Raw genomic sequence first — 26,689 nt, 5'->3', positions numbered from 1 at the left:
CTCAAAGAGAGGCCGTTGATTCTAGATGTGGTGAGAAGTCAGCGAAGATTAATGGCGTGCCTCTTCTTCCATTTGTGCATTATCCACTACGTGGTTTTCACCCAAATCTTTTGGCAACACTAGGTTTAGGATAATCGCAACGATACCGCATAAGCTCACACCTTGTAGGCTGAAATCACCCACACCAAATGCCATACCACCAATACCAAATACTAGCGTTACCGCAACAATCACTAGGTTACGTGCCTTGTGCAGGTCGACTTGGTTTTTGATCAGCGTATTCAGTCCAACGGTAGCGATGGAGCCAAACAGTAAAATCATAATGCCGCCCATGACAGGCACTGGAATGGTTTGTAGCAGAGCACCCAGTTTACCGACCAGAGCCAGTACGATAGCGGTGATCGCCGCCCAAGTCATGATCGCCGGATTAAAAGCGCGAGTTAACATAACCGCACCGGTGACTTCACTGTATGTGGTGTTTGGTGGCGCGCCGAGCATGGTCGCGGCCATGGTGGCAACTCCGTCACCCGCAATAGTACGGTGTAAGCCCGGTTTTTTCAGGTAATCCTTGTTGGTCACGTTGGAAATTGCCAGCATATCACCCACGTGTTCAACTGCAGGAGCTATCGCCACTGGGATCATAAACAGGATAGCGTTGATGTTAAATTCAGGGAAGGTAAAGTTGGGTAGCGCGATCCAAGCCGCTTGTTCGACCGCAGCAAAGCTCACAACGCCCATCATCAGTGACAGGGCATAACCTGTGACAATGCCAGCTAGAATAGGTACTAGCTTGAAAAAGCCTTTAGCGAATACGCTAAATACCACAGTGACAAGCAGTGAAATGCAGGAAATCCACAGTGCTGCTTGGGGATCAACCAGCTGTACTGAACCATCGCCTGTTTTGCCGAGCGCCATGTTCACCGCGGCCGGAGCAAGACCCAAACCAATCACCATAATCACAGGGCCGACTACCACTGGAGGCAATAGTTTATGGATGATTTCCACACCACGCACCTTGATGATGCCACCGAGCAGAATATACACCGCACCGGCTGCCATCAAACCACCCATAGTGGCAGGAATTCCCCAAGTTTGAATACCAAACATGATAGGTGCAATGAAAGCAAAAGAGGAGGCGAGGAAGATGGGGACTGAGCGGCGGGTGATCAATTGGAAAAGCAGAGTTCCTAAACCAGCACCAAAGAGTGCTACGTTTGGATCCAGTCCGGTTAGAAGCGGGACTAGAACCAGCGCGCCGAATGCGACAAACAGCATTTGCGCGCCTTGTATGGCATTTTTCATCGTATTTTCCCTGAGCTAAATAAAAATTCGCGGGATTCTATCACTTCTGCAATCGATTGCGAGTGGAAGAAGATCAAAAAATAACAGGTTTGTTGGTTATCGATAAGAACGACGTGGATCTCGTCGCACAAATTCTGACGAACTCCTGTAAGCTCTTGCCTTGCTGAACTTGGGATAGTTGTTTACCATCGTCGTTCAGTGAACAGAATGAAGGTATGGTATGCGCTATTTAGCTGTGTTAATGATGGGACTGCTTACGTTTCCCGCATTCGCCCTGACTCGAGTCAACTTATATCAGGCTGAAGTTGCGATCGATCCTCAACAAACGAATGCAGACGCAGCAGCGCGTGTTCGTGGTATGGAAGAGGTGATTGTTCGTGCAACGGGTAGCCAAGACTCTTTGAAGAATGATGCGGTGCAAAAAGCGCTGCGCCAAACTAATCAATACATCACCCAGATCAGCACTCAGCAACAAGGCACTCAGCCTGTGATGCGTTTACAGTTCAGTGAGCCGCATATTCGCTCGTTGCTGACTCAAGCTCAATTACCATTTTGGCCTGAAAACCGCAGTAACTTGCTAGTGTGGTTGGTGGAAGAGGCGAATTATGATCGCAGCGTCAGTTGGGAACACGCCGATACGCCATTACTCAACCAAATGAAAAGTCGCGCACGTACACGTGGTTTGCCGTTGACCGTTCCGGTTGGTGACTTTGATGATGTCACAGGTGTGCAAGTGTCAGATCTCTGGGGGGGCTTTGTGAACCCGATTAGCACCGCTAGCCAGCGTTATCCGACCGATGCCGTATTAGTCGTGCGTGCTCAAGGCTCCGATCTGCGTTGGACGTTGTTTGATCAATCGGCCAATACCATGACAACACAGCCGCAAGCTCCGATCTCAGGTCAAGCTTCTGGGGAGCAAGCGGCAAGTGAGATTATTGATGAGATCAGCGATTACTATGCACGTAAGAGCGCAGTGGTTGTGAGTAGCAAATCATCCCAATCGGTGATCGCTCAGTTTGGTCCGCTGGATAGTGCGCAAGATTTCTTCGTGGTTGAGAATAAACTTAAACGCTTAAGTTCAGTGGCCTCATTGGATATTCTGAAAATTCAAGGTACTCAAGTTACCTTTAATGTCCATCTTCTGACCAGTGCGGATGAATTTAAGAATGAAGTGCTGCGTATGGGGCAGGCTGTGTTGGTGGATGTTCCACAAGAGGAAGTTTTACCTCAAGACAACAGCGGAGCGGAAGCGTCAACGGAAAACTCAGGAAGTGAAAACCCAGTGGCAGAGGTTACTCCGCAGCCTGTTCAGCCAACTACGCTGTATTTCTCTTGGCAAGGTTAACATTTACCAATAATCAATCATGCCCAGTAAAAAAATAGCGCCGACAGTGGCGCTATTTTTTTCAGTCGCTTGTGCTTAGAGCCGGTGACTTTTGTTCTAGTAAACGTTTTAGGTTACCCATAGGTAAAAAGATCATGGGTGGTCAAAACGTGCTTTTTCTTGCTTTTCAACCTCGGAGAGTTTAGTCAGCTTGAGTCCCAATTCTTTGCCGCGTAGTCGAGCATAAAGTGTATTTCCGATAAACGCAGCGAAAGTTAACACGAGCTCAACCAAAGCGAGCCAACGCTCCCCTCCATCGACATACAGCAGTGTCAAAGCATGCAAAAAATACAACATCAGCACAAAGTTGGCCCAAGCATGGGTATACGGTTTACCTTTGATGATGCCATAGAGAGGCAGTAGTAATGGGATAACCCAACCAATAGCTAATGCATTAGCATTTAGGTGCGGATGGGGTGAGAGCTTAAGTTGCCACAGTACAATCCAAACCAACAAGGCAAAATTGGCACTGAGGGCAAGCCAACGGTAAAACGCGGTGCGTGGCTGCATCGCGGTAGTCGGGGGGGTCATACGTATCCTTTTAACTGTTTGGCCATGTTGGCTAGGCGTTTTCCTAACTGCCGAGCCAGTTCAGCCTCTTCCGATGAGAGTGATTTTTGTTGATGAACATGGCTAGCGCCATAAGGAGTTCCTCCCGACTGTGTGGTATGTAGCGCGGGTTCTGAATACGGAATTCCTAAGATCAACATACCGTGATGGAGCAGAGGCAGCATCATCGTTTGTTGGGTAGTTTCTTGCCCACCATGCAGTGTTGATGATGAAGTAAACACACAAGCAGGCTTATCTATCAATGCCCCACTCACCCAGAGTGGGGTGGTTTGATCCCAAAAGTGCTTCAAAGGTGCAGCCATATTCCCAAACCACACTGGGCTGCCAAATGCTAAGCCATCACACCATTTGAGCTCTTCCAAACTGAGGTAAGGATCACTTGCGTTCTCTTTACCATCAAGTTCTGGAACGGTGCGCAGCAGGGCTTGGCAATCGGTAACCGATTCAACCCCACGAGCGATTTGGCGTGCTAATGCTTGGGTGCTGCCATGGCGGCTGTAATAAAGCACAACAATCGAAATCATAGGATTTCAAGTACCTGCTCAGGAGGACGACCGTGGCGAGCCTGGTCATTACAAACCACAATAGGGCGCTCAATAAGCTTCGGGTGCTCAGCCATAGCAGCAAATAGCGCATCATCGCTAAGTTGGCTGTCGCCTAAGTTTAATTCTTTATACAGTTCTTCTTTGCAGCGCATCATCGCGCGTACATCGCCCAGTCCCAATTGCTGATAAAGGCGTTTTAGGTCGGCAACTGAAGGGGATTCTTCTAAATATTTAATGACTTGAGGTGTGATGCCTTGGTTTTCTAACAGCGCTAAGGTTTCACGACTTTTTGAGCATTTGGGGTTGTGATAAATCACGACTGACATGGGGGCTCCTTAATCAGACTTTATTATTGGAGGGATAAAAAGCGTTCACGCTGAACCATTAACTGATCAATACGCGCATCGTAACGGGCTTGTGCAAGGCTACCCAACTCGACCAACTGGCTAGCTTGAGTATAAAACTGAATCGCTTTGTTCCAGTTAGCTTGCAGTGCCATGATCTCCGCTCGAGAGGCGAGCTCTTCGGCACTGTTGCCTAGTCGACCGTTCGCTTCAGAAAGAAGCTGCCAACCATTGATATCATTGGGGTTGTCATGGGTGTAGCGTTGTAAAATGCGGATTGTGTCATCAAATTTATCTTGTTTGAGCAGTACATTGGCGTAGTTGATGGTTAACACGGCATTATTGGGGGTCTGCTTGAGTGCATCCTCAAGTAATTTCTGAGCTTTACTGGCTTGTTTGGTTTCTAGGTAGAGATCGCTTATCGCATCAAGATAAAAATGGTTATCGGGCTGCTCCTTGATCAGTTGAGTGAGCAGGGGGGCAGCTTTATCAAACTGCTTCAGGTCGAGATACACCAATCCCTTACCATATTGAATAGACGGTTGGAGTACAGGAGCTATTTTCTTCTCTGTGCGAGCAAACCAATCCAACGCCGCATCCGAATCAATGCCTGCATAGCGAGCGATGACTCGCGCGCGCGCCAGATGATATTCCAAATGCGGAGCAAGTTTGAGTGGCGGATATTGGCGAGCTCGCTCACGGCTATCGGTGATCCGATCTTCGGGTAAAGGGTGGGTGAGCAGCATTGGTGGTGGCTTGCTGGCATAACGATATTCATCTGCCAAGCGGCCAAAAAAGACTGGCATGGCGTTCACGTCAAACCCTGCCTTCGCTAAGGTACCAATTCCGAAACGGTCCGCCTCTTTTTCGTTGCTACGGGTGTAGTTGATCTGTCCTTGAATGCTGCCAGCCATAGTCGCGTTGATCGCTGCAATCCCCGCCTCTGGAGAGGCAATCGCCAATAACAGTGAACCCGCAAGTGCCGCAATGGTGGCTGGGGAGCGACGGGCTTGCTCTTCCATACTACGTGCTAAGTGGCGCTGAGTGACGTGAGCAATTTCGTGAGCCATGACCGAGGCCAGTTCACTCTCACTCTGCGCATGCAGAAATAGCCCAGAATGGAGCGCTACATAGCCGCCAAAAAATGCGAATGCGTTAATATTGCGATCGCGGATCATAAAAAAGGTGAACGGGGTTTTGACATCATTGGCGCTAGCAACTAAACGATGCCCTATATTATCGATGTACTCATTAAGTACAGGATCGTTAATGACAGGTTGGCTATTACGTAGCATGCGCATGTAAGCATCGCCGTAAATCAGTTCTTGATCTATGGTCAGCGTTGAGCCAGCCACAGTCCCGATATCCGGCAATTCGATAGGATCATTTTGAGCGATGGCAGGAGAACAGGTAGCCATAATACAGAGGTACAGTAGGGAACGAGTCCGTTTGAGTTTCATAATAAAGGCGAATACTCCAAGTTTATCTGCCACTAAGACATCACGGATGCCAATTGGTTTCTGAATCCGGCTAACCCTGACCTACTTGCCATTATCTCATGTTGGCTAGGTTTGTGCGCCTCAGGCATCGTGTTACCTGTGTTTACTCGAGGAGGCTCACTGCTTGCCAACAACGCCAAGTTGTTTGGGTATCTTCTGTCGTGAATTTCCTGTCAAAATTCGCCACCCATCTACGCAGTAGGTGTAACCCTGACCGAAAGCCGATACAATGTGCCACCTATATTAAGGATTAAGCGGCAGAATGGAACCGATTATTCTCGATTTACGGGAGCAACGCTGCCCTCTGGCGTTGCTGCTTGCTAAACGGGCGGCAGTAGCTTTGTTGCCGAATGAGTGGCTGACCATTTTGATTGCCGATCCCGCCTCTCAACGTGACATTGAAAATTATTTGGCTTCTCAGCCTTTTACCTATCATTGTATTCAAAATCACGATCATTGTTCGCTCAGGGTGAGTAAGGAGACTTCGTCTAATGTTTGAAATGGTCAATCGGTGGTACAAGCGCCGTTTCTCCGATCCGCACGCTGCCAGTTTGGTCGCGATTTTGCTGTTTGGTTTTATCATCATTTATTTCTTTGGAAATCTGATTGCCCCGCTGTTGGTGGCGATTGTGTTGGCTTATCTGCTTGAGTGGCCTGTCGCTCAATTGAGCCGTTTACGAATTCCAAGAACCTTAGCGGTGATCATCGTCATCACTATGTTTACTGGCTTGATGATCTTGGCCGTGTTTGGCCTAGTCCCCACGATTTGGAAGCAAGTGGGAAACCTCATCAACGATGTTCCCAATATGTACAGCGGAACACAAAAATTCATCACCACCTTGCCGGAGCGATATCCTGAATTGGCGCATTTTGAAATTGTCGAATCGGTGATCAGCAATGCCAAAAATAAAGTGCTAGGCATGGGGGAGACCGTGGTGAAAGGCTCGTTGGCCTCTTTAGTCAGCCTTGCAACCTTAGGCGTTTATCTCATTCTGGTTCCACTGCTGGTGTTTTTCTTATTGAAAGATAAGCAAGAGATGTTGAGAATGGCGAGTGGTATCCTGCCCCGTAACCGCAAATTAGCAACCAAAGTATGGGAAGAGATGAACCAACAAATCTCCAACTACATTCGCGGTAAAGTGTTGGAAATTGTCATTGTAGGTACGGTGAGCTACATCACTTTCGCGATCTTAGATCTGCGTTACTCCGTATTGTTGGCGGTCGCGGTAGGGCTTTCAGTATTGATCCCTTATATCGGTGCAGCTGCAGTAACGGTACCCGTTGCGATTGTGGCGCTGTTCCAATGGGGGCTGACACCCGAGTTTTACACTTTGCTCATCGCCTACGGCATCATTCAAGCTCTGGATGGCAACGTGCTGGTTCCTGTTCTGTTTTCTGAAGCCGTGAACTTACACCCCGTTGCCATCATTATTGCGGTACTGGTTTTTGGTGGTTTATGGGGATTTTGGGGCGTGTTTTTTGCCATTCCGTTGGCGACTTTAGTAAAAGCAGTTTGGAAAGCATTGCCCAGTTTAGATGATGAATCTGAGCCCACTCGTTAAAATTTAGCATTCCTTCCAATATTAGCCTCACCTTGTCGTGAGGCTTTTTAATTTGTGCGTTATCCATCTGATTGTAAATAAAGCCTAAAGTTTATACTCTCTGCCAACGATATAGTTAAGGTGTCGCATATTTCACCGCAATCATTACCGCGGAACGCAACGGAGTTGGTATGAAATTTAGTTATAAAATTGTAGCCGCATCCTCATTGCTGCTGTTGATCGTCCTTTCTTTGCTTTCTTTTCAACAGCAAGCCACTGTGCGCAGCCAAGTTGAATCTTTCGTCAACACTAGTTTAAAAGAGATGGTGACAGGGGTAAAAAATACCATTGAAGCGGATCTGAGTAGTAAGAAAACCTTAGCTCAGACCACCTCGGAGGTATTGGCTTTAGATCCTGATAACCGCGAGTATGTTCATCAAGTCTTAGAAACGCCGAAATTGAAACAGAGCTATATTGCTGTCGGGGTAGGTTATGAAAATGATGGCGGCGTGGTAGAAAATGATGATGCGTGGGAAGTGGAGGCTGATTATGATCCTCGTACGCGTCCATGGTATATCGATGCAAAACAACAAAGAAAGCTAGTGGTGACTGAACCTTATGTTGATTCCACCACCAAGAACACCATTATTTCGATTGGTACGCCACTGGTGGCACAAAACCAATTCAAAGGCGCCATATTCTTTGATGTTGAATTAACTGCGTTAGCAGATTTGGTGAACTCGATTAATCTGTTTGATGCAGGTTATCTGTTCATTGTGACCGAAAATGGCACCACCATCGCTCACCCTAAAGCGGATCTCAATGGTGAACCATTGAATCGTTATTTGCCCAACGTAACTATCCAGCAAGGTACTCAAACCGTAGAACACAGTGGTAAAACCTACCTTGTGAGCTTCACGCTAGTACCGGAAGAGAATTGGTATATTGGCGCAGTGATTGATGAATCCATTGCTTTTGCCGCACTGACGGAACTACGAAACAGTTCGATCATTTATACCTTGATTGGGGTTGTACTTAGTGTGTTGGGCTTGGGACTGCTGATCCGGATCTTGATGAAGCCTTTGGGGGTACTCAATCGTGCCATTCAGGATGTGGCATCCGGTCAAGGTGACTTAACCAAACGCTTAGATACCAATACCGATAAAGAGTTTGCAGAACTGGCGACAGGATTTAATACCTTTACCCAGACGTTACAGGGGCAAATTCAGCAACTTAAGGCGATTGGCGCTGAAATTATGCACGGCACTGAGCAAACCGTTATTGGGGCTCAAGAATCCGCTCGTGCAGTAACGCAGCAGCTACAAGAGCTAGAACAGCTAGCAACGGCGATGCATGAGATGGCGGTTACGGCAACAGAAGTGGCCAATAATGCCCAAGGTGCCGCCTCAGCCGCCCATGAAGCGGATAAAGAATCCATGGATGGCAGTAAGGTGGTGAGTGATACCACACGATCGATCGATACGCTCTCGGCGCGCATCGAGCAAGCCGTGGAAGAAGTGAAAGGACTAGAGGTGGCAACCGGCAACATCGAAACCATTTTAAAAGTGATCAACGATATTGCCGATCAAACCAACCTATTAGCGTTAAACGCAGCGATTGAAGCGGCGCGTGCCGGAGAATCAGGTCGAGGCTTTGCTGTAGTGGCTGATGAAGTTCGCACACTGGCGCAGCGTACTCAACAGTCCACCACAGAAATTCGCAACATGATCGAACAATTACAATCTGGTGCGAACGCGGTTTCGGTAGCCATGAATGAGAGCAAATCAACGGCGGAAGAAGCGGTCATCAAAGCCAAGCGAGCGGATGAATCACTACAACGCATTCGCAGTGCCATCCAACGCATCAGTGATATGAACATGCAAATCGCCTCTGCTGCGGAAGAGCAGAGCTTGGTTGCGGAAGAGATCAACGCCAATACTGTGAAGATTAAAGATCTGTCCACGCAAGTGGCTGATGCTGCGGCAGGAGCCAGCATTGCAATGGAAGTGCAAACGGAGAACGTTCGTGAGCAAGACAGTTTGCTGAATAAGTTTATTGTCTAATCCTTATGTACCAAAGTAGAAGGCCAGTCATTGACTGGCCTTCTACTTTATCTTTATCGCGTAGGCATGAAAGCCTTATGTAAACGGTATTACTTTCTATTTATTGTTGAGATAGTGAAGAACCACTTCATGGTGGTTGGTGGTTTTAAACTTATCGAAAACCTGCTCAATCACACCTTGTTCATTGATCAAAAAGCTAATGCGATGTAGGCCATCGAAAACTTTGCCCATGAATTTTTTCTCGCCCCATACGCCAAACTGTTCAGCCACTTGGTGGTCTTCATCAGACAGCAGAGAGAAATTGAGGTTATCACGTTCAATAAATTTCCCTAGTCGCTTCACCGGATCAACGCTCACCCCTAGCACCACCACATTGTGCGCTTGAAGTTCCGCTTGAATATCACGCAGACCTTGTGCTTGAACGGTACAGCCGGGAGTCATCGCTTTAGGGTAAAAGTAGAGCAGCACTTTTTTGCCTGCAAAATCTGCAAGCGTTACAGGATTGCCATCTTGGTCGGGCAAAGAAAAAGCGGGAGCTGGAGTTCCAGCAGTAAGAGTGTTCATAGTGTTCCCTTTGATTACTGACTGTTTTTTACAAAATTAAGTGAACCTTGAACATCAAGTTGTTCACACAATGCATCAAACTCTTCCTGCAATTGCATCAAGTTACAACCTGAATCCACGCGCGCACTGATGGTAATATGGAACTGATCTTGTTCACTATGCAATTTGTCTTTGCTGATGGTTTGCGCACTGAGTGATGCCATACCGATCTGGCGTTCAGCGAAGAATTGGGTGAATTTCTCAGTCAGTCCCAATTTGTCGTCTGACTCAACGTACACTTCAACGGTATAAGCATGACTTTGATGATCATGAGGTGAAGTACGTTTCATCATGGTGATCAGATCATGTTGCTGACCAAGTAAAGGCAGAGTGGTTTCGATGCGAGTAATATTGCTCGGAGAGCCAGAAATTAACATCAATAGAGTAAATTCTTTGCCAAACAAAGCGATACGGCTATCGATGATATTGCAACCCGCTTGGGTAACCAATCGAACCACTTCATTACAAATGCCGGGTCTGTCGGTGCCCACGGCGGTGATCACAAGATGCTGAGTCATACTGTCACTTTTGAGATGATTTTTCGGGCATGTTAACACAGTTAAAGTGTAGAAAAACCGTGACCAAGTGCGTTTTTCCGTGCTCTCTGCCTGAAAATGACCGCAGTTTGACACCTGTCGAGAAGCTCGGTGTATAAAGGCGAGATACCCAGATGCCGTTTTAATGAGGGCATCTTATCAATATTCATCCGCATGGCGATTTAAGCCTATTTCTCCGCTTGTCTTTTTTTAGCGCCATGCATTACCATGCTGAGAGTATCAGATTAGGGAGATAGACATGTTTTCAGGAAGTATCGTTGCGTTAATTACCCCATTTACACCAGACGGCGAGGTGGATTACATCAGCCTGAAAAAACTGGTGGATTTCCATGTCGATGCTGGCACTGATGCGATTGTTTCGGTCGGTACCACCGGAGAGTCTGCTACGCTAACGGTCGAGGAACACGTTAAGGTTGTTGCGAAAACGGTGGAATTTGCTGAGGGCCGTCTGCCGATTATTGCGGGAACGGGAGCGAATGCGACTCACGAAGCCGTCACCTTTAGCCGTCTACTCCATAATACTGGTATTTCGGGTTATTTGAGTGTGACCCCTTACTACAATAAGCCGACTCAAGAAGGGCTGTTTTTGCACTACAACGCGATTGCGCAAGAGACTGATATTCCGGTGATCTTGTACAACGTGCCAGGACGCACAGCGGTAGATATGCGCCCTGAAACGGTGGCTCGCCTTTCTGAAATCAAAAATATCGTGGCTCTAAAAGATGCAACGGGGGATTTAAGCCGTGTAGCAAAGCACCGTGAAATGTGCCGAGACGGTTTTGTGTTGCTCAGCGGTGATGATGCAACGGGCCTTGAGTTTGTGAAACTCGGCGGACAAGGTGTGATTTCTGTGACCAATAATATCGCCGCTGCAGATATGGCAAAAATGATGCATTTGGCACTGGAAGGTAAGTTTGAAGAAGCGGCAATTATCAATCAACGTTTGATGACGTTGCATAAAAATCTGTTCATTGAATCTAGCCCAATTCCAGTCAAATGGGCGGCGCACAAGATGGGACTGATTGCGAATGGTGATCTGCGTCTACCTTTGACCCAACTCTCGGAACAAGCTCGCCCAATTGTTGCCCAAGCACTGTCTGAAGCCTGTATTTATTAAGGCGCTATCCATTACAATGCCGGGGTGTCCTTACCCCGGCAATTTTTAGGAGTTTCAATGAAGTTTTCTCGCCAGCTAGTTCTCGGTTCACTGGCTGTTTTGGTTTTAAGTGCTTGCTCCAGCAGCCCGACGCAACGACGCCAAGCCAAAGACGATTTCGACTACCTCGAAACCACAGAATTAAAGCCTTGGGTATTACCGCAAGGTGCCACCCCGCAGTTTTACCCTAACTATGATATCCCACAAGGTAAATTCCACGGCGGTGTTGGTCGTGTCGTGGATATTCGTCCGCCACAGCAAGTGTTGGAGTTGATCCCCGGTGCGCGTGCAGAACGCCAAAAAAATGGTGAGGTCACGTTATGGATGCTGCGCCAAGATGAAGCACAAAAAGTGTGGGATACCGCCTTAAAGATGATTGCTGAGCGGAAAATTCCGCTGCGTAAACAAACGGATTCTATGGTCGAAACCGACTGGGTAGACTGGGTTTCTGAAGATGAAGACGTCACTATAGGTAGTCGTTACCTAATGTCGATGGTGGAAAGCAATAATCGCTTTGGTTTTAAAATCTCGCTGATCGGTTGGCGTGAGAATGATCAGGTCCAAACGGTGACCACCACTAATAAAGAACGTTACAACGCCTTTATGACTAATTTGGTGACCACTCGTTATGATTCTGATGTTCGTGCTGAAGCTGCGCGTCGTGCTCAAGAGTTGGTGAAGCAGATTCCAATCACCATGGGGGCCGACCGCAGTGGGCTCCCTGTGATAATTGCGCGTACTCCTTATGAGGTGCTCTGGCAGCGTTTGCCTGAATTGCTTCCTAAAATGGGTTTCACTATTGAAGAACGCAACCAATCACAAGGTACCATCAAAGCGAAATACGCATCGCCGGATGATACCTTCTGGCAAGAGGTTGGTGTTAAGCCAATTGAGCTAAAATCGGGAACTTATACTTTCTTGTTTGGTGATTTAGGTAACCGTACTTCGATCAACGTGACGGATTCGGTTGGAAAGCCTGTCAATGAAGCGTTACTTAAAGAGATGGTGCCGGTTCTTTCTGTGATGGTGGATAAGAAATAGTTTGCCAGTGAGTGGTGAAATTTAAGATTGAGGGATGTTTATACATCCCTCAATTATTTGGCGTGTCACTGAATATTGTGATGATGAATATTGTGGTTGGTGCTGGGTTACGGTTTTTCTTTGGTGTCGCCAGAGGGGTTATCTGCATCATTGGTGTGCGGGTAGCGCTGCTGATCAATTTCATTGAGTTGATCCAGTTCGCTTTTTTTATCCATCTGTCCCAATTTCATGTTGGCCGTGTATTTCAGCGCCGCAATGTTGCCGACAATCACCGCAACCACCACCAAGGATATGACCCAAGGGTTAAACAATATATCCATCTTATACCTCACAAATGTTTGTGATGAAGCGTTGATAAATTTCCGGCAACATGGCTTGGATCGCCGTTTTACCTTCTAGTGATACGAGTGCAAGCTGCTCACTCAGTAACGATTCAGAGAGCTGGCTTAGGCACTGCTGCGCTGTCTGCTGGTGACTGATGTGCCAAGGCTCAAACCCCACTCCTTGCCCATGCTGGTAAGGCAGGAAAAAACCAAACTGTGCAAGGTTGGCGCTTAACCACTGATAAAACTTGTTTTGATGACCACTTAGGTATTCCCAAGGCTCAAGCAGTAAACGAGTGTTTTCAGGTAGAGCATCTCGGTCATAGACATCAAAATCCGTTCCCCAATGGTGACGGCTTGTACCGGGCAGCGCAGACCAACGTAAAATCGCCAGCACTTTCTCTTTTTCACTCAATGTTGCGATTTCCAGTGGTTGACTCTGTTCATCCAAGATCGGTTTTTGACCGGTCATCTTTTGATTCCAGATGCTCAACTGGCGCTCAAAAGAGCGAAAACCACTCGCGATGCACAGATTAAATCCAGCATGGAGCGCCGCTTGTCTGAGAGCCAATAGATCTGCACTGACTTGCGGATGAATTTGAAACGCTTTTTGTCCTACCAGCACTGACTGCAAATGGGTGTCAGTTTGTCCGGTCAGCTGCTCTGCCGTCATCATAGTTAGCCTAGAAGATGGTTTAAGGTTTTTTGGTACATGTCGGTTAATTTTTCCAAATCAGTGATCCGCACACATTCGTTAACCTTATGGATGGTGGCATTGACAGGCCCCAGTTCCACCACTTGTGCACCCATTTGGGCGATAAAGCGACCATCGGAGGTTCCACCCGTAGTCAGTAGCGCTGGGGCTTGATGATTTACTTCTTCAACCGCAGCAACGACAGCGGCGAGCAGTTCACCCGCATCAGTCAGGAAGGGTTGACCACTGAGCGTCCATTTCAGGTCGTAATCCAATCCGTGAGCATCCAAAACCGAATGTACGCGGCGTTTGATCTCCTCATCAGTCAGTTCGGTGCTAAAGCGGAAGTTGAATTGGACATCAAATTCCCCTGGGATCACGTTAGAGGCGCCAGTACCCGCTTGCAAATTCGGGATCTGAAAGCTGGTGGGGGGGAAATACGCGTTGCCTTCATCCCATTGAGTTGCCGCAAGCTCGGCTAGGGCTGGTAGCGCTTTGTGTACAGGGTTATTGGCCAGATGCGGATAAGCGACATGGCCTTGTGTGCCTTTCACCTTCAAATCACCCGTGATGGAGCCACGACGGCCATTTTTCACCACATCACCGACCGCTAAGGTACTGGATGGTTCACCAACGATGCACATATCGATCATCTCATTACGAGCCATCAGAGTGTCCACTACGCGTACGGTGCCGTTGATGAAAGGACCTTCTTCATCGGAGGTGATCAAAAAGCCGATTGAACCTTGGTGATCGGGATGTTCGGCAATAAAACGTTCCACAGCCACAATCATACAAGCCAGTGAGCCTTTCATATCCGCGGCGCCACGTCCATGCAGGAAATCATCAATCACTGTGGGTTCAAACGGCGGGGTGTGCCACTGCGCTAGAGGGCCAGCAGGCACGACATCGGTGTGTCCTGCAAAGACAAACAGAGGAGATTGTGTGCCGCGGCGAGCCCAAAAATTGGTGGTGTCTTCAAACACCATGCCTTCAATTTCAAATCCAAGCGCTTTTAAGCGTGCAATCATTACATCTTGGCAGCCTGCATCTGCAGGGGTCACTGATTGGCGGCTAATGAGATCTTTTGCCAGAGCCAGTACAGGGCTATCTGTCATCCTTGAAATCCTTGTATTCAGAAAAAGCTTAAGAAAAAAGAGCGCGGTACTGCGCATCGCTAAAGCCAAGATACAGCTCATCTTGACGTTGTAAAATCGGGCGCTTAATCATCGCCGGTTGTTCCACTAAGAACGCCACGGCATTGTCGGCATTCAACGTGGTTTTTTGCTCATCACTGAGCTGACGGAAAGTCGTTCCGCGTTTGTTGAGCACTTGTTCCCAGCCTAATCGGTCACAAAACCCAGTGACGAGCTCCGGTGTGATACCATCTTTGCGGTAGTCGTGAAACTGGTATGAAATACCCTCTTGCTCCAACCACTTACGCGCTTTTTTTATCGTGTCACAGTTGGGAATACCATACAGAGTGATAGTCATGCTTATCCTTACTTTCGTCCTAATTCAAATGCTGAATGGGTTGCTTGGTGAGGTATGCTCAATGCAACCTTTGATTATTGTGCGTTCAATCCTAACAGGAAGGGACTGCTGAGACAAAAGTGTGATGTAGATATTTCACGCAAAGAAAAAATAGCTGGCTAGGGGAAATCGATTGGCAAGTTCTTGATCAAACGCAACACATGGCACAGTAAAACAGAAATAATGGGCACAGCACACTTTAGGAGGTATCAATGGAATTGAGTCCTGTTTTTGCAAGGCGCTTGTATTTAGCTTTGTTAGTGGAAAGCCTTGAGCGGCCGAATGTCCCTAAACTGATTGAAAAGACAGGCTGGCCTCGTCGCACCATTCAAGATGTGATCAAAGCTATGCCAGGTATCGGGATTGAGTTGAGTTTCGTACAAGATGGTCGTCGACATAACGATGGTTATTACCAACTCTCTGATTGGGGGCCGTTTGACAGTCAATGGGTCACTGAACGCAAGAAAGACATTGCGGCAAGTCTAGGATTTTGTGCTTAAAGCCAGCATCGCTGGCTTTTTTCTTGGCATCACTAAGCACTGCTTAGTGCGATTGACTCTCTTATAACTGGTTTTGCCATAGCCAGTATGCAATAAACCCTACCCAACTGATCACCAGTAACCCCCATGCGATTTTGGTTTGGTTAGCTTGTGGTGCGTCAATGAACTCTGATGTGTAGTCTTCTTCCACACAAATTTCCGTTGTCGAAGATAGCTTGGCTTTTAAGGCTTTTTTACGCAGCTTATCCGCTTGTCTGTGCTTCTCTTTTTGCTGCTTCTTGTACAGGGCAATGCCTTTTTCGATCCCTTGTGCGATAAGTTTTGTCTGCTCTTTAGTTTGTGCTGGGCGCTGAGTCGCTTTGGCAATTCTAAGGGCTTCTTGTTGGGTTTGTTCGGAAGGAATAGGCGTACTATTTTTCATGCTCTGCTCATTGTGATAACGCTAGTGTAGTGGGTTAAGACTAACATGCGAGCCTTAGGGAGAAAAATCGGCGTGAGTAGAATTAGCGGTGGCGATTTGGCTCAATTGCGCTAGAGTGGGAAGCCCGTGTTTTATCAATAGAGAAAATCGTGCGTTACTCGCTAGAACAGTATGATAGTCAAGGATTTTTAAAAGCGCCGATATGGCTATGGCTAGGATGGCTGTTTCTTATTCGGGCTTGGGTGATGTTCGTGATGGCGGGAGTGAGCCGTGAACATGGTTCGCGTTTGCTCTCTTTAATCTATCCTGATCATTCGTTGCTTTATGTAGGGTTGGGGATGGGCGTTCCTATTCTCAGCTTAATGTGGTTGATTACATTGCGTAACCCACAACGTGGATGGGTCAATCGAATCGTGGCTCAAGGTCGTGCAATGACTTTGTTGACCGTCATCGGTCAGGCTATTCAAACGGCTTTCCATGTCTATTTACAGCAAGGCGCATTTCACTGGGCTAACGCTTTAACGTTAGTCTTGCTGCTGTGGTTTGGCATTTACCTTGTGCAGAGTCGCCACGTCAAAGACAGTTTACAAACCCCAGTGTTGGAGAAGGCATGATCGCCATCAACACTGTGCTATTACTTTTTATTACACTGAGCAAAACCTAAAAGTGAGGACTCATTATGTTTAAGTCACAGACCGCAATCTTGCCGGAAGCTGGCCCGTTTGCCCTGTACACACTGATTAAAGTTCGCCAGAACCACGCCAATGTTTTGCATGCGCTCAAGGCTTTACCTGCATTAATTGAAGAAATAAATCAAAACCAACCGGGGGCAGAGCTCACGCTATCACTGGCATTTAGCAAAGGTTTTTGGGATCAGCTTGATGTGGCTTTACCGCCAGAGTTGATTGATTTCCCAGAGTTGGGGGAAGGGGATATTCATGCACCAACTACCGATGTTGATGTGTTGATTCACTGCCACTCTACGCGTCACGACTTGCTGTTTTATGCCCTGCGTAAAGGGATCAGTGATATCGCTGAAGATATTGAAGTGGTAGACGAAACCTACGGTTTCCGTTACTTAGATGCACGAGACATGACCGAGTTCATTGATGGCACAGAAAACCCGAAAGCGGAGAAACGTGCGGAAGTGGCTTTAGTCGCTGATGGTGAATTTGCAGGTGGCAGCTACGTGATGGTGCAACGCTTTGTGCATAATTTGCCGGCGTGGAATCGCCTCAACTTAGCGGCACAAGAAAAAGTGATTGGTCGTACTAAGCCAGATTCTGTCGAGCTGGAAAATGTTCCGGCGGCTTCGCATGTAGGTCGAGTGGATATTAAAGAAGAAGGCAAAGGATTAAAGATTGTTCGTCACAGCCTGCCGTATGGCAGCGTGAGCGGTGATCACGGCCTACTGTTTATTGCTTACTGTCATACGCTGCATAATTTTAAAACCATGCTGGAAAGCATGTATGGTGTGACCGATGGAAAAACAGACCAATTGCTGCGCTTTACCAAAGCCGTGACAGGGGCTTATTTCTTTGCGCCATCCCAAGCGATGCTACAAGGCTTGAGCTTAAAAGCTCAGTAAGCGTTGTGCTCTTTTGTATTGCCCGAGGCGGGTTGAGTATGCCTCGGGCAATATGTTTAAACTCATAAGGTTTTAGGAGCGGCCTTAGTGATTTTGAGGTCGATAGAGTAGGGAAAGCCGCGTACGCCTTAATCTTTCTTATCGAGGGTTTTGTTCTAACACACATACTGGGGCATCAACATGACATTGATAGCCGCTTGCTTGTAAGCGACCATCGCTTGGATTGCGTCTAAAACTGGCTAAATTATTTGAATGTTGGTTAGCCACTATCAGCCACTGCTCACAAGACGAGAGAGAAAAGTCTCTAGGAAACCTTCCGCCGCACTCCTGCATACTGTGCCATTGAATATCAGAGCCCTGTATCGCAAAGCAACTGATGGCATTTTGATGCCGGCATGAGACATACACAAAGCGCTCATCGGCAGAGAGCTTGATCGCGCCAGCGGCCGCACCTTTTGCCTGTTGAGGGAGTAAATCGGCTTGGTGCTGCACTTGCCAACCCTCAGCCGTTTTGGTGATCACCACTAGCGTTTCACTCAGTTCACATACCACATAGGCCGTATCTTCCGCACGATTAAAGACTAAGTGTCTTGGCCCTGACCCCGTGGAAAGGGGTAAGACTTGTTGCAGGCGAAACCCTTGCTCATCGTGATGATAGAAACGTATGGCATCGCAGCCTAAATCAACCGTGACCAATCGAGGTTCTGTGCTCTGAAAAAACACTTGATGAGCATGCGGTGTGATCGGCCGTTCGGGCGTTGAGTCTTGCTCCTTCGTTGCTAAGTTGGCTGCTAAGTCTGCGACTACGTGAGTGGGTTTTCCTTGTTGGTCGAGTGCGTAAACACAAACATTGCCTGAGCCATAATTCGCCACGGCAAGGTATTTGGCATCCGGAGAGGCTGCCACATGACATGGATAGTCCCCTGCGATAGGCAAGGTATGAGTCTGTTGGTTGATGATACACACTAACTCTGCACCCTCTTGTTGAGCGACTTCCGAGAAGCTATAGACGGCTTGTGATGATTGCGTCAGGTAGGATGGATTACGCAGAGGTGCGAAATCTTCAAGCCTAGTGAGTTCACCTGTGTGTGGGTTGAGGTGAATCTGCGCAATACCTCGACTGTGGCTAGGTTCATCGGTGTAAGTGCCTACGTAAAATGTTAAGTGTCCACTGGTTTGCATAGCGATGATTTTATCCTTAAACCTTATCAAATGAACGCCGCCAGTTGGATCTGGCGGCTCTGCGTATCAAGACTTCTTCGCTAAAGTGTGGAGTAAGCTTTGAGTCGGCTTGACGATAGCGATGATGGTTTCATCAAAGATGATGGCATGCGCATCAAGAATCGCTTGGTATTCAGTAGCTTCTGCCGTCGGCACGGATTTTCCTTGTTTTGCCCGTTCGAGCAAAATGTTGGCGAGCTGGGCGACTTTTAGGGTCGCATCCGCCACTTTTACCGTCTCAATAGAAGCGATGTTATTGGCGAAAATCGGCTTCGCTTGTTGAGCCGCTAACGCGGCCTTTTGATAGTGCATGGTCAATTTATCTAATGCATCAGTATCACCTTGGGCGAATTGAGTCACCAAGTCATTCATCGCGTAAACCGCCAAACTCTCTACTGGTAAGGCATCGGCAAATCGGTTTAAGCGCTCATACTGGTTGTAGAGATCGCCTTTGTTGGGGGTTGAAATCCATTTTTCCCAATGGCGAGCATAATACTGAGCGGGCTCAATGTATTTTGCTAACGTCTGCAATGCGGCAACATCGGCACCATTGGCTAAGCGCTTTAACATGATGCTCTGATTGGCATGATGGCGAAGCCCTAACGAGATTTCAGACCAAGTATCCATTACTGTCATGCGTTGATACATGCTGCGCTCATCGGTCAGCGTTTGGCTAGACCATAAGCGTTCAGCAATCGCATAACTACGCGGCCACAACCGCTGCTCTATGGTCAGTGAGTCTAGGTTTTCCCCCCAAATGGTGATTTCACCACCTAAAATCAGATCTTTTTCATCGCCTTGCAGCTCGGCTGGGTAGCCTCCCTCCGGCTTGGGAATGACGCTGCCTTTGATTGCTGTCCCAGCCACCTGCTCACCGGTGGTGGGCCATCGAACATTTCCAATCAGCTGATAGCTGCTCTCTTTCAACTTACCCTCAGCAAATTCATAGTTGAATTCGGTGTAAGACATGAAGTTGTCCATATGGCCGCGAAATTTAATGCCAGGTTGGTAGTCGAGAATGTGGACTTCTTGGCGTGATTTGCCGTTGTAGTCAGTAAATGCACGGAAAGTGCCGTCTTTGGCTTCGATAATGGTTAAATTACCATGACGGGGGCCACCCTTATTTCTCGGTTTTACCCAGTTGTAAGTTTCGAACTTTTCGCCACTGTGCAGGGTATCATCCACCGTAATGCCCGTTGGCATGGGGTCGTTGCGATAGTGATAGCTGGTCGGTTGCGGCTGATCGAGATAGTAACCGGTAGACAGAACGCCTCGGTACCCCTGCTTCGCTGCACTGCCAATACTGTCGTGTCCTCGCCAGCTTTGAATAACAATTGATTTAGGCAGATCCTTATGCCAGATCTCATCCCAGCCGGACATCTTCTTACCTCGTTCGGCAAGCATCTGCTCAACCTTGGTATTGAGGTAAGATTGCAGGCCACGTTCACCATCGAGGTGATTGTCTTTAATGAATTGCTGGATCTTCGGATTATCTTTCCATTGTTGGTAGTTCGGCTCATCTCCCCCAATGTGGAAATACTCGTCAGGGAAGAGTGCTACGACTTCATCGAAAACACGGGCAAGCATGGTGTACAGCTCTGGATTGGTTGGATCCATCAGTGGCTCGAAGACCCCCCAAGCCCGTTGCTGAGGGTAAGACTGCTCACCGAGGCCAGACATCAGTTCCGGATAGGCATGAGCTACGGCAGAAGCATGACCAGGTAATGAGATTTCAGGAATCACACGAATACCGAGATTGCGAGCATAGTTGACCACATAGCGAATCTGCTCTTTGGTGTAGTAGTCGCCGTCCGAATTTTTTTCCCAAAGCTTAGGGTAGCTATCCAGTTGGATGCGGATCCCTTGGTCATCCCAAATATGCCAGTGAAAAACGTTCATCTTTGCGGATGCCATCGCGTCCAGTTGGCGCAAAATGACATCGAGTTCGATGAAGTGGCGCGCAGTGTCGTAAGAGACTCCACGCCACTTAAAGCGCGGCGCATCTTGAATTGACACCACTGGAACCGAATATCCCTTGGCATTGGTTTGTACTAGTTGCAGAAAGGTTTCCAGAGCGTGGAATGCACCATATGGACGGGGAGATGAGATATGGATTTGCCCATCGCTTATGGTCAGTTGGTATGACTCATCGCTTTCCAGATTCTGCACTTCCTCTTTAGGACCTTGGCGAATATCAATCACTAATGTCGCCGTCTGTTCAGACTTCGCTTGCCAGTGCAGCATGGGAAGACCAGTTTGGCGGTACAAGCGATCCATCGTACGTTTGGCATTAAACTGCACCCGATCCGAATCGAATCCTTTGATGTAAATGCTGAAGTTTTTATCAATATTGACTGTGCCAACGCCCAATTCCACGCTTTGTGGATAAGGCATGAGGTTTAAAGGTGTGGAGGGAGCCATTGCCATCAGGTTTGTACTTAGTAATCCGGAAATGAATAAAGCAAGCGTTGATCTTTTCATGGGATTTTTCCTTTGATTTTTATACTCAGCTTGCTGTTATGCGACTAACTCAACAGCTTCACGAACTAAACGACCAATTTCATCCCACTGTTCATTCTCAATCAGTTGAGGGGCGACCATCCAAGTTCCGCCACAGCACACCACGCGCTCTAGTGCGAGATAATCATTGATGTTGTTTTTGCCAATGCCACCTGTAGGCATCAGCTGAACATCAACGTACGGTGCGAGCAGGGATTTCACCATTGCGATACCGCCCGATGCTTCCGCAGGGAAGAATTTTAACAAGGTCAGACCGAGCTCAAGCGCTTGTTCTACCTGACTTGGGTTGTTGATCCCCGGTACAATCGGCATCCCTATGTTATGGCAGTAGCGAACGGTATTTGGGTTTAAGCCCGGAGCAACGATAAACTCAGCACCCACGGCTTTGGCTTGCTCCACTTGTTCGGCATTCAGCACGGTTCCAGCCCCAATACACATTTCAGGATAGGCTTCACGCATTGCTTGGATTGATGCTGCCGCCGCTGGTGTCCGAAATGTTACTTCAGCGACAGGTAAACCATTTTCTATCAGTACCTTAGCTAAAGGAATGGCGTGTCCAACGTGGTTGATTTGAATAACAGGAATAATTTTGAACCGCTTAAGTTTGTTGATAATTTCTGTTGTCATTGTTTTATACCCAGTAAAAAATTAGCAAAGAGTGAGGTGGGCCATTTCCGCTTTAGGAATGATCGCCCCTGAAAATTGGATCACAATCGAAGCCAGTTGGTGACCCAACTCCGCTGAAGCTTCGGCACTTTGACCGCTGAGACGTGCCGCTAAATAGCCTGCGGCAAAGGAGTCCCCAGCCGCGCAAGTATCAACGACATTCGTCACCGGCTGCGTGGCGACAAATGCTTGATGTGGCTCACCATTTTGCCGCCAAATGACTTTACAGGGATGGCTGCCACGCTTGATAACGATCTCTTTACAGCCAAATCGCGCACAACGTTGCTCGACACTTTCCTCGTCGCCCCAGATGTGTTGATCATCCTGTTCTGTGATCAGAGCAATATCGACAAGTGGCAGTAGTTGGCTGTACCAAGTGCGAGCGTGCTCCGCACCCCACAATTGGGGGCGGAAATTATTGTCAAAAATGATAGTGCCACCGCTCTGTGAAAAATCACGCAGGGTGTTAATAAGCTGCTGTTTACTAGTGTCATTGAGGATCGCTAAGCTGATACCACTGAGATACACACAATCGATCTCACCACGCTGGATGGCTTGCTCTAATTTGCTTGGCGCTGTAGCGGTGAAATAACTTTTTGCTGCGGCGTTGTCTCGCCAATACATAAAACGGCGCTCGCCTTGCGGATCGGTTTCAACCAGATAGAGTCCTGGCAGCTTATCGCTATATTGCTGCACAAGAGTGGTGTGGATCCCTTCTTCTTGCCAAGCGGTAAGTAGCTGTTCAGAAAGAGGATCTGTACCCAATCCAGTGGCGTAACTCACCGTGATTGGGCGGTTCGCTGTTAGGCGCGCAAGGTAGAGTGCGGTGTTGAGTGTATCGCCGCCAAAGCCTTTTTTGAGAGGAAGGCCACTAAGTTCGATCATGCATTCACCAAAGAATGCGATATGAAATGGAGGTGTCATAGAGAGGCTAACCTTGTCAAAGATGGTGGCTCATCGAGCCACCGTGTTTGGGAACTGAATCATCAAGAATTTTGTGTCACTTTACGGTTTTGCAAAGACAGATCTTCTTCTAGCTGGCCGTTATCGGATAACTCCATTTCCATCAGCGCTCGCTCATCATCAAGGATGGCTCTAGCCATCTCAGGGGTGACTTGGTTAGCAGGGGTTACAAGGCTGACGATAACCCCTAAGGTCAAAGCAAACAGGCAAGAAGGAATGACAGGGTTACCCCAAAAAGCCGTCAAATCAGCGTTGAACATCACAGTGAATGAGGCGGCGGAGGCTCCCACGAGCGTGGCGAGTGCACCTTGCCAATTGTAGCGTTTCCAGAAGCGACCGAGCATTCCGCACACAAACATGCCGGACATGACAGTTGAAATCATCTTAGTGATGTAGCCGATGATGTCATTGGAGGTGAGAGCGAAGAGCAAAGCACAACCGATCACGACGACCAACGCAAGACGAGAGTAATTCAACATGGATTCTTTGTTTGGTACTCGGCCTGTGAACATGACATAGACATCACGCAGTAAAATCGATACCCCAGCAATTGCGTCTGAACTCGCGCTAGACATAGTGGCGGAAAGGCCGGCAATCAAAACAATAAGTCCCACGCCGGCAGGCAGTACGGTGGCGGCAATGTAGGGGAACGAGTAGTTAGGGTTTTCTAATGTAGGATCAATGGCATGCGCCGCCATACCTATGATTGCAGGGATGATGGAGAAGAACAGATACAAGATGCCAGACCCGACAAATGAGCGACGAATCGTCGAGACATCTTTCCCAGAGTATATCCGTTGACGGAAAGAGGGCGTTGCCAGAACACCCACACCAATCACCACAGAAAGTGAGATAGCCGGCAGCAGTCCGAGTTTTTCGATCGCGAGGAAGCTGGTGGCGGCCGGATCCATCGCATTGTAAAGATTGTCTAGGCCACCGATGTGCTGCACTGAAAGCACCGCCATCAAAATAAAGCCCACAAAGAGGATGATGGCTTGGATAGTGTCTGTCCATACCACGGCGGTATAGCCACCGATGACAACATAAATCGTGAACGCTGCAGCAATGATAATTTTCGCGGTACTCAGTTCAATATCAGCAATCCATGCGAGGTACATCCCCCCACCAAGGATATGTGCTCCTAACCAACCAATGGAAGCGATGAAGATGAGTAAACCCACCACATTCTTCACAATACGATGCGCGCCCACGTAATAAGCCAGCTCTTCGCTCATGGTCATGAAATTCAGCTTACGAATCGGGGCAAACCAGAGAGCCAACAGCAAAATGCCTAGTGCGCCCCCAATGCCATAGAGTGCTCCAGCCCAACCATTGGCATAACCAAAACCGACGGCACCCATGCTGGAGCCTGTACCGACCATGGTGGCCACCGTGGTACCTAAAACGAGAAATAATGGCAGACCGCGGCCACCCAATAGGAAATCTTCACCGGATTTTTGGTTGCGGGACACGAACCATCCGAGCCAAATTAAAAAAAGGACATATACACCAAAACCTGTAAGAAAAAATGTGCTACTCATGGAACACCTCGTTAGAATAATCCATATTCAGTTTTTATTTATTGCACCAGAGCATCATTCATTATTTGTGCTAATTTAATTAACCACCATCCAAGAATGTATTTAAATTAACTTGCTGGCTCTGTTGCTTGATTTGTATTTTGTAGGGTAAGAACGTTGAGATAAGATAATTTGTCTTCAGGATTTATCTCAACGTTAGGTAGATTTAAATAATCTTATCGACGATCCTCTCGGTAGCAAGTCACATCGACTTCCACTTTAACGTCCACAACGAGATCACAGACCATGCAAATACGCGCCGGTGGGTGTTCACCAAAGAATTCCTTAAATACTTTATTGAACGATTGGAAATAACGAGAGTCGGTGAGCACTACTTTTACGTGCACCACATCTGCAAGGGTGTAGCCCGCCTCGGTCATAATGTTGACACAGTTTTGGATCGCAAGACGTGATTGCTCAACGATGCCACCCTCAACCACTTCACCATCGATCATCGGTGTTTGGCCAGAAACATACAGAAAACCGCCGGCTTCGGTGGCTCTTGCAAAAGGTAGGTGTTGACCACCGGTACCTGTACCACCTTCTACACCGTAACGTTTAATAGACATATTATTCTCCAGTGTTTAAAACTTATTATTTTAAATTTTTGATTCACTTATTTTCGATAAATAAATGTACCATTTCTTTTTTTACTCACTTCACCTTTAAAATAAGACAAAGCACCATTCACAAAAACATATTCGATCCCCTTAGCCATAGAAATGGGTTTTTCAAAGGTTGCAGTATCTTTAATTGTTTTTGGATTAAATATTACTAGGTCAGCATATGCGCCTATTTTTATTTTCCCTCGTCCTTGCAAGTTATATCGCTTGGCCGACATTCCCGTCATTTTATGAATGGCTTCTGACAGAGAAAATAACTGCTCTTCTCGGCAGTAATGCCCCAGCACCTTGGGGAATGTCCCCCATAAACGAGGGTGCGGCTTAGGATCATTCGGTAAGCCATCAGAGCCGATCATGGTTAATTTGTACTTAAGCACTCGTTTTACATCGTTCTCATCCATGCAGTGGTAAACCGCTCCGGCAGGTTGAAGTGCTTTTGCGGTATCCATTAATGGCATTGCCATTTCTTGGGCAATCTGTTTCAGCATCTTGCCCGCATGTTCTGGATGAGCCTCTGACCAAGTGATGTAAATCTCGATATCATCGGATACTTGTTTGAGGTCGAGCGTGGAAGAACTCGCAGAATAAGGGTAACAGTCGCAAGCCACATCTTGATGCTGAGAGACTTTATCCATCAAGTCCAGCACTTCTACCGTTCTGCCCCAATTGCCGGCACCGGCACATTTGAGGTGGGAAATCACCACGGGGACTTTGGCAAACTGACCGGTTTCAAAGGCTTCTTGCATTGCAGACAGAATTTCTTCGAACTCTGTACGCATGTGGGTAGTATAAATCCCACCGTGATCGCCCAGTATTTGTGCCAAACGCATCACTTCATCGGCACTGGCTTGCTTGGCACTGGCGTAGGCTAAACCAGAGCTGAGTCCAAGAGCTCCCTCTTGCATCGCTTGATCAAGGGCTAAACGCATTTTCTCGATTTCTTCATCGGTGGCTGTGCGCTGTAAATTATCCATCACGTTATTACGTAAAGCGGTATGGCCGACTAAGGCCGCGACATTCACCGCGGGTTGGGCGTCTATTACCGCTTTGGCGTAGCTCGCGAAGGTTGGATATTGAAAATCGCTGCGTTTTCCCAATAAGTTCATTGGGTCGGGGGGATCTCCGGCTAAAACAACGGGGCTAGCACTAATGCCACAGTTACCCACAATAACGGTCGTGACCCCTTGGCTAATCTTTGGCAAACATTCAGGAAAGCGGATCACATTAGTATCATCGTGCGTATGTACATCAATAAAACCTGGGGCGATAGCTAACCCGTCTGCCTTAATCACATGCTTGGCTCGTGCATCATCCAACTGGCCAATTCGTTCAATGCGATCGTGGCGAATGGCAATATCAGCGTGATAAGGCTGGCCGCCGCTGCCATCGAAGACTTTTACACGTTGGATCAGGGTATCGAACAACATGAGTGACCTTTTTCATTTTTCGTTT

Annotated in this window: 28 protein-coding genes; 9 read left to right on the top strand and 19 right to left on the bottom strand. The window is 47.7% G+C overall.

The genetic code is table 11. The features are described from left to right. Positions 1 to 48: 48 nt before the first annotated feature. Positions 49 to 1,302 (bottom strand): uracil-xanthine permease family protein, encoded by a 1,254-nt coding sequence (locus VOA_RS02645; RefSeq protein WP_000786147.1) that lies wholly within the window; start codon positions 1,300 to 1,302, stop codon positions 49 to 51. A 220-nt stretch (positions 1,303 to 1,522) separates the two neighbouring features. Here VOA_RS02645 and VOA_RS02650 point away from each other — a divergent pair, with 220 nt between their 5' ends. Further along, positions 1,523 to 2,647 (top strand): DUF2066 domain-containing protein, encoded by a 1,125-nt coding sequence (locus VOA_RS02650; protein ID WP_001269689.1) that lies wholly within the window; start codon positions 1,523 to 1,525, stop codon positions 2,645 to 2,647. A gap of 132 nt (positions 2,648 to 2,779) precedes the next feature. On the opposite strand, the gene VOA_RS02655 is transcribed toward VOA_RS02650, so the two are convergent. Genes VOA_RS02655 through VOA_RS02670 form a run of 4 tightly spaced genes read right to left on the bottom strand, consistent with a single transcriptional unit; the run spans position 2,780 to position 5,605 of the window. Continuing rightward, positions 2,780 to 3,196 (bottom strand): DUF2069 domain-containing protein, encoded by a 417-nt coding sequence (locus tag VOA_RS02655; protein WP_032468415.1) that lies wholly within the window; start codon positions 3,194 to 3,196, stop codon positions 2,780 to 2,782. Positions 3,197 to 3,213: 17 nt separating this feature from the next. Beyond that, positions 3,214 to 3,780 carry an NAD(P)H:quinone oxidoreductase gene (gene wrbA, locus VOA_RS02660; protein WP_000623702.1) on the bottom strand — a complete coding sequence of 189 codons (567 nt, stop codon included), beginning with the start codon at positions 3,778 to 3,780 and terminating at the stop codon, positions 3,214 to 3,216. After that, on the bottom strand, positions 3,777 to 4,127 hold the full coding sequence (gene arsC / locus VOA_RS02665; RefSeq protein ID WP_000117770.1) for an arsenate reductase (glutaredoxin): 351 nt from the start codon (positions 4,125 to 4,127) through the stop codon (positions 3,777 to 3,779). Before arsC ends, wrbA begins: the two co-directional genes overlap by 4 nt. A gap of 23 nt (positions 4,128 to 4,150) precedes the next feature. After that, positions 4,151 to 5,605, bottom strand: coding sequence for a beta-barrel assembly-enhancing protease (locus tag VOA_RS02670; RefSeq protein WP_032468381.1), 1,455 nt, complete (start codon positions 5,603 to 5,605; stop codon positions 4,151 to 4,153). A 301-nt stretch (positions 5,606 to 5,906) separates the two neighbouring features. On the opposite strand from VOA_RS02670, the gene VOA_RS02675 reads away from it, so the two are divergent. The 3 genes from VOA_RS02675 to VOA_RS02685 all read left to right on the top strand — a co-directional run bounded on the left by VOA_RS02675 (position 5,907) and on the right by VOA_RS02685 (position 9,248). Beyond that, a complete protein-coding gene (locus VOA_RS02675; protein WP_000433299.1) occupies positions 5,907 to 6,143 on the top strand; it encodes a sulfurtransferase TusA family protein in 237 nt (78 codons plus the stop codon). Further along, positions 6,136 to 7,206 (top strand): AI-2E family transporter, encoded by a 1,071-nt coding sequence (locus VOA_RS02680; protein ID WP_000462609.1) that lies wholly within the window; start codon positions 6,136 to 6,138, stop codon positions 7,204 to 7,206. Before VOA_RS02675 ends, VOA_RS02680 begins: the two co-directional genes overlap by 8 nt. A gap of 170 nt (positions 7,207 to 7,376) precedes the next feature. Next, a complete protein-coding gene (locus VOA_RS02685; RefSeq protein ID WP_000673008.1) occupies positions 7,377 to 9,248 on the top strand; it encodes a methyl-accepting chemotaxis protein in 1,872 nt (623 codons plus the stop codon). Between the two features lie 96 nt (positions 9,249 to 9,344). On the opposite strand, the gene bcp is transcribed toward VOA_RS02685, so the two are convergent. Both bcp and VOA_RS0118665 read right to left on the bottom strand, forming a co-directional pair. Continuing rightward, positions 9,345 to 9,812, bottom strand: a complete 468-nt coding sequence (gene bcp, locus VOA_RS0118670) for a thioredoxin-dependent thiol peroxidase (RefSeq protein ID WP_001094786.1) — start codon at positions 9,810 to 9,812, stop codon at positions 9,345 to 9,347. Positions 9,813 to 9,826: 14 nt separating this feature from the next. Next, positions 9,827 to 10,369 carry a glycine cleavage system protein R gene (locus tag VOA_RS0118665; protein ID WP_000191986.1) on the bottom strand — a complete coding sequence of 181 codons (543 nt, stop codon included), beginning with the start codon at positions 10,367 to 10,369 and terminating at the stop codon, positions 9,827 to 9,829. Positions 10,370 to 10,646: 277 nt separating this feature from the next. Between VOA_RS0118665 and dapA the strand changes: the two genes are divergently transcribed. Together dapA and bamC are read left to right on the top strand one after the other, a co-directional pair. Further along, the gene (dapA, locus tag VOA_RS02690; protein ID WP_000491213.1) at positions 10,647 to 11,525 is read left to right on the top strand and encodes a 4-hydroxy-tetrahydrodipicolinate synthase; all 879 of its coding nucleotides are present in this window, start codon (positions 10,647 to 10,649) and stop codon (positions 11,523 to 11,525) included. Between the two features lie 57 nt (positions 11,526 to 11,582). Then, positions 11,583 to 12,605, top strand: a complete 1,023-nt coding sequence (gene bamC, locus VOA_RS02695) for an outer membrane protein assembly factor BamC (protein WP_000672773.1) — start codon at positions 11,583 to 11,585, stop codon at positions 12,603 to 12,605. Positions 12,606 to 12,712: 107 nt separating this feature from the next. Here bamC and VOA_RS02700 read toward each other — a convergent pair whose 3' ends face one another. From VOA_RS02700 to VOA_RS02715, 4 genes are read right to left on the bottom strand one after another with little or no spacing between them, the layout of a single operon-like run. Then, positions 12,713 to 12,925, bottom strand: coding sequence for a DUF2897 family protein (locus tag VOA_RS02700; RefSeq protein ID WP_000353174.1), 213 nt, complete (start codon positions 12,923 to 12,925; stop codon positions 12,713 to 12,715). 1 nt (position 12,926) lies between these two features. Continuing rightward, complete coding sequence (locus VOA_RS02705) at positions 12,927 to 13,601, bottom strand: M15 family metallopeptidase (protein WP_000123367.1); 675 nt, start codon at positions 13,599 to 13,601, stop codon at positions 12,927 to 12,929. Positions 13,602 to 13,606: 5 nt separating this feature from the next. After that, positions 13,607 to 14,740 carry a succinyl-diaminopimelate desuccinylase gene (dapE, locus tag VOA_RS02710; RefSeq protein WP_000132402.1) on the bottom strand — a complete coding sequence of 378 codons (1,134 nt, stop codon included), beginning with the start codon at positions 14,738 to 14,740 and terminating at the stop codon, positions 13,607 to 13,609. Positions 14,741 to 14,768: 28 nt separating this feature from the next. Continuing rightward, a complete protein-coding gene (locus tag VOA_RS02715) occupies positions 14,769 to 15,116 on the bottom strand; it encodes an ArsC family reductase (protein WP_000156588.1) in 348 nt (115 codons plus the stop codon). A gap of 251 nt (positions 15,117 to 15,367) precedes the next feature. On the opposite strand from VOA_RS02715, the gene VOA_RS02720 reads away from it, so the two are divergent. Next, positions 15,368 to 15,655: a winged helix-turn-helix domain-containing protein gene (locus VOA_RS02720; RefSeq protein ID WP_000423627.1), complete on the top strand. Its 288-nt coding sequence runs from the start codon at positions 15,368 to 15,370 to the stop codon at positions 15,653 to 15,655. Between the two features lie 61 nt (positions 15,656 to 15,716). Here VOA_RS02720 and VOA_RS02725 read toward each other — a convergent pair whose 3' ends face one another. Then, positions 15,717 to 16,076 (bottom strand): DUF2956 domain-containing protein, encoded by a 360-nt coding sequence (locus tag VOA_RS02725; protein ID WP_000798562.1) that lies wholly within the window; start codon positions 16,074 to 16,076, stop codon positions 15,717 to 15,719. A 149-nt stretch (positions 16,077 to 16,225) separates the two neighbouring features. On the opposite strand from VOA_RS02725, the gene VOA_RS02730 reads away from it, so the two are divergent. Both VOA_RS02730 and VOA_RS02735 read left to right on the top strand, forming a co-directional pair. Continuing rightward, the gene (locus tag VOA_RS02730; RefSeq protein WP_001270749.1) at positions 16,226 to 16,690 is read left to right on the top strand and encodes a DUF2919 domain-containing protein; all 465 of its coding nucleotides are present in this window, start codon (positions 16,226 to 16,228) and stop codon (positions 16,688 to 16,690) included. A gap of 65 nt (positions 16,691 to 16,755) precedes the next feature. Further along, the gene (locus tag VOA_RS02735) at positions 16,756 to 17,664 is read left to right on the top strand and encodes a Dyp-type peroxidase (RefSeq protein WP_000477158.1); all 909 of its coding nucleotides are present in this window, start codon (positions 16,756 to 16,758) and stop codon (positions 17,662 to 17,664) included. A 138-nt stretch (positions 17,665 to 17,802) separates the two neighbouring features. Here the strand turns inward: VOA_RS02735 and VOA_RS02740 are convergent, their stop codons facing one another. The 7 genes from VOA_RS02740 to VOA_RS02770 form a co-directional block, all read right to left on the bottom strand. Further along, a complete protein-coding gene (locus tag VOA_RS02740; protein WP_001194924.1) occupies positions 17,803 to 18,846 on the bottom strand; it encodes a lactonase family protein in 1,044 nt (347 codons plus the stop codon). Between the two features lie 66 nt (positions 18,847 to 18,912). Beyond that, complete coding sequence (locus VOA_RS02745; RefSeq protein WP_000831209.1) at positions 18,913 to 21,366, bottom strand: beta-N-acetylhexosaminidase; 2,454 nt, start codon at positions 21,364 to 21,366, stop codon at positions 18,913 to 18,915. A 36-nt stretch (positions 21,367 to 21,402) separates the two neighbouring features. After that, complete coding sequence (locus VOA_RS02750) at positions 21,403 to 22,032, bottom strand: bifunctional 4-hydroxy-2-oxoglutarate aldolase/2-dehydro-3-deoxy-phosphogluconate aldolase (RefSeq protein ID WP_000206048.1); 630 nt, start codon at positions 22,030 to 22,032, stop codon at positions 21,403 to 21,405. 21 nt (positions 22,033 to 22,053) lie between these two features. Continuing rightward, positions 22,054 to 22,995, bottom strand: a complete 942-nt coding sequence (locus tag VOA_RS02755; protein ID WP_000188673.1) for a sugar kinase — start codon at positions 22,993 to 22,995, stop codon at positions 22,054 to 22,056. Positions 22,996 to 23,057: 62 nt separating this feature from the next. Beyond that, positions 23,058 to 24,575 (bottom strand): sodium:solute symporter family protein, encoded by a 1,518-nt coding sequence (locus VOA_RS02760; RefSeq protein ID WP_000099383.1) that lies wholly within the window; start codon positions 24,573 to 24,575, stop codon positions 23,058 to 23,060. Positions 24,576 to 24,790: 215 nt separating this feature from the next. Further along, positions 24,791 to 25,183, bottom strand: coding sequence for a RidA family protein (locus VOA_RS02765; RefSeq protein WP_000023756.1), 393 nt, complete (start codon positions 25,181 to 25,183; stop codon positions 24,791 to 24,793). A gap of 47 nt (positions 25,184 to 25,230) precedes the next feature. Further along, complete coding sequence (locus VOA_RS02770) at positions 25,231 to 26,664, bottom strand: N-acyl-D-amino-acid deacylase family protein (protein ID WP_000895855.1); 1,434 nt, start codon at positions 26,662 to 26,664, stop codon at positions 25,231 to 25,233. Positions 26,665 to 26,689 lie beyond the last annotated feature (25 nt).

This window comes from Vibrio sp. RC586, assembly GCF_000176715.1.
GTDB lineage: Bacteria > Pseudomonadota > Gammaproteobacteria > Enterobacterales > Vibrionaceae > Vibrio.
This window is presented reverse-complemented; position numbering and strand designations above follow the sequence as displayed.

What these genes read in the sequence shown, in the direction of transcription:
- VOA_RS02645 (WP_000786147.1), bottom strand. Translation starts at nt 1,302, where the DNA reads ATGAAAAATGCCATACAAGGCGCGCAAATGCTGTTTGTCGCATTCGGC.
- VOA_RS02650 (WP_001269689.1), top strand. Translation starts at nt 1,523, where the DNA reads ATGCGCTATTTAGCTGTGTTAATGATGGGACTGCTTACGTTTCCCGCA.
- VOA_RS02655 (WP_032468415.1), bottom strand. Translation starts at nt 3,196, where the DNA reads ATGCAGCCACGCACCGCGTTTTACCGTTGGCTTGCCCTCAGTGCCAAT.
- wrbA (WP_000623702.1), bottom strand. Translation starts at nt 3,780, where the DNA reads ATGATTTCGATTGTTGTGCTTTATTACAGCCGCCATGGCAGCACCCAA.
- arsC (WP_000117770.1), bottom strand. Translation starts at nt 4,127, where the DNA reads ATGTCAGTCGTGATTTATCACAACCCCAAATGCTCAAAAAGTCGTGAA.
- VOA_RS02670 (WP_032468381.1), bottom strand. Translation starts at nt 5,605, where the DNA reads ATGAAACTCAAACGGACTCGTTCCCTACTGTACCTCTGTATTATGGCT.
- VOA_RS02675 (WP_000433299.1), top strand. Translation starts at nt 5,907, where the DNA reads ATGGAACCGATTATTCTCGATTTACGGGAGCAACGCTGCCCTCTGGCG.
- VOA_RS02680 (WP_000462609.1), top strand. Translation starts at nt 6,136, where the DNA reads ATGTTTGAAATGGTCAATCGGTGGTACAAGCGCCGTTTCTCCGATCCG.
- VOA_RS02685 (WP_000673008.1), top strand. Translation starts at nt 7,377, where the DNA reads ATGAAATTTAGTTATAAAATTGTAGCCGCATCCTCATTGCTGCTGTTG.
- bcp (WP_001094786.1), bottom strand. Translation starts at nt 9,812, where the DNA reads ATGAACACTCTTACTGCTGGAACTCCAGCTCCCGCTTTTTCTTTGCCC.
- VOA_RS0118665 (WP_000191986.1), bottom strand. Translation starts at nt 10,369, where the DNA reads ATGACTCAGCATCTTGTGATCACCGCCGTGGGCACCGACAGACCCGGC.
- dapA (WP_000491213.1), top strand. Translation starts at nt 10,647, where the DNA reads ATGTTTTCAGGAAGTATCGTTGCGTTAATTACCCCATTTACACCAGAC.
- bamC (WP_000672773.1), top strand. Translation starts at nt 11,583, where the DNA reads ATGAAGTTTTCTCGCCAGCTAGTTCTCGGTTCACTGGCTGTTTTGGTT.
- VOA_RS02700 (WP_000353174.1), bottom strand. Translation starts at nt 12,925, where the DNA reads ATGGATATATTGTTTAACCCTTGGGTCATATCCTTGGTGGTGGTTGCG.
- VOA_RS02705 (WP_000123367.1), bottom strand. Translation starts at nt 13,601, where the DNA reads ATGACGGCAGAGCAGCTGACCGGACAAACTGACACCCATTTGCAGTCA.
- dapE (WP_000132402.1), bottom strand. Translation starts at nt 14,740, where the DNA reads ATGACAGATAGCCCTGTACTGGCTCTGGCAAAAGATCTCATTAGCCGC.
- VOA_RS02715 (WP_000156588.1), bottom strand. Translation starts at nt 15,116, where the DNA reads ATGACTATCACTCTGTATGGTATTCCCAACTGTGACACGATAAAAAAA.
- VOA_RS02720 (WP_000423627.1), top strand. Translation starts at nt 15,368, where the DNA reads ATGGAATTGAGTCCTGTTTTTGCAAGGCGCTTGTATTTAGCTTTGTTA.
- VOA_RS02725 (WP_000798562.1), bottom strand. Translation starts at nt 16,076, where the DNA reads ATGAAAAATAGTACGCCTATTCCTTCCGAACAAACCCAACAAGAAGCC.
- VOA_RS02735 (WP_000477158.1), top strand. Translation starts at nt 16,756, where the DNA reads ATGTTTAAGTCACAGACCGCAATCTTGCCGGAAGCTGGCCCGTTTGCC.
- VOA_RS02740 (WP_001194924.1), bottom strand. Translation starts at nt 18,846, where the DNA reads ATGCAAACCAGTGGACACTTAACATTTTACGTAGGCACTTACACCGAT.
- VOA_RS02745 (WP_000831209.1), bottom strand. Translation starts at nt 21,366, where the DNA reads ATGAAAAGATCAACGCTTGCTTTATTCATTTCCGGATTACTAAGTACA.
- VOA_RS02750 (WP_000206048.1), bottom strand. Translation starts at nt 22,032, where the DNA reads ATGACAACAGAAATTATCAACAAACTTAAGCGGTTCAAAATTATTCCT.
- VOA_RS02755 (WP_000188673.1), bottom strand. Translation starts at nt 22,995, where the DNA reads ATGACACCTCCATTTCATATCGCATTCTTTGGTGAATGCATGATCGAA.
- VOA_RS02760 (WP_000099383.1), bottom strand. Translation starts at nt 24,575, where the DNA reads ATGAGTAGCACATTTTTTCTTACAGGTTTTGGTGTATATGTCCTTTTT.
- VOA_RS02765 (WP_000023756.1), bottom strand. Translation starts at nt 25,183, where the DNA reads ATGTCTATTAAACGTTACGGTGTAGAAGGTGGTACAGGTACCGGTGGT.
- VOA_RS02770 (WP_000895855.1), bottom strand. Translation starts at nt 26,664, where the DNA reads ATGTTGTTCGATACCCTGATCCAACGTGTAAAAGTCTTCGATGGCAGC.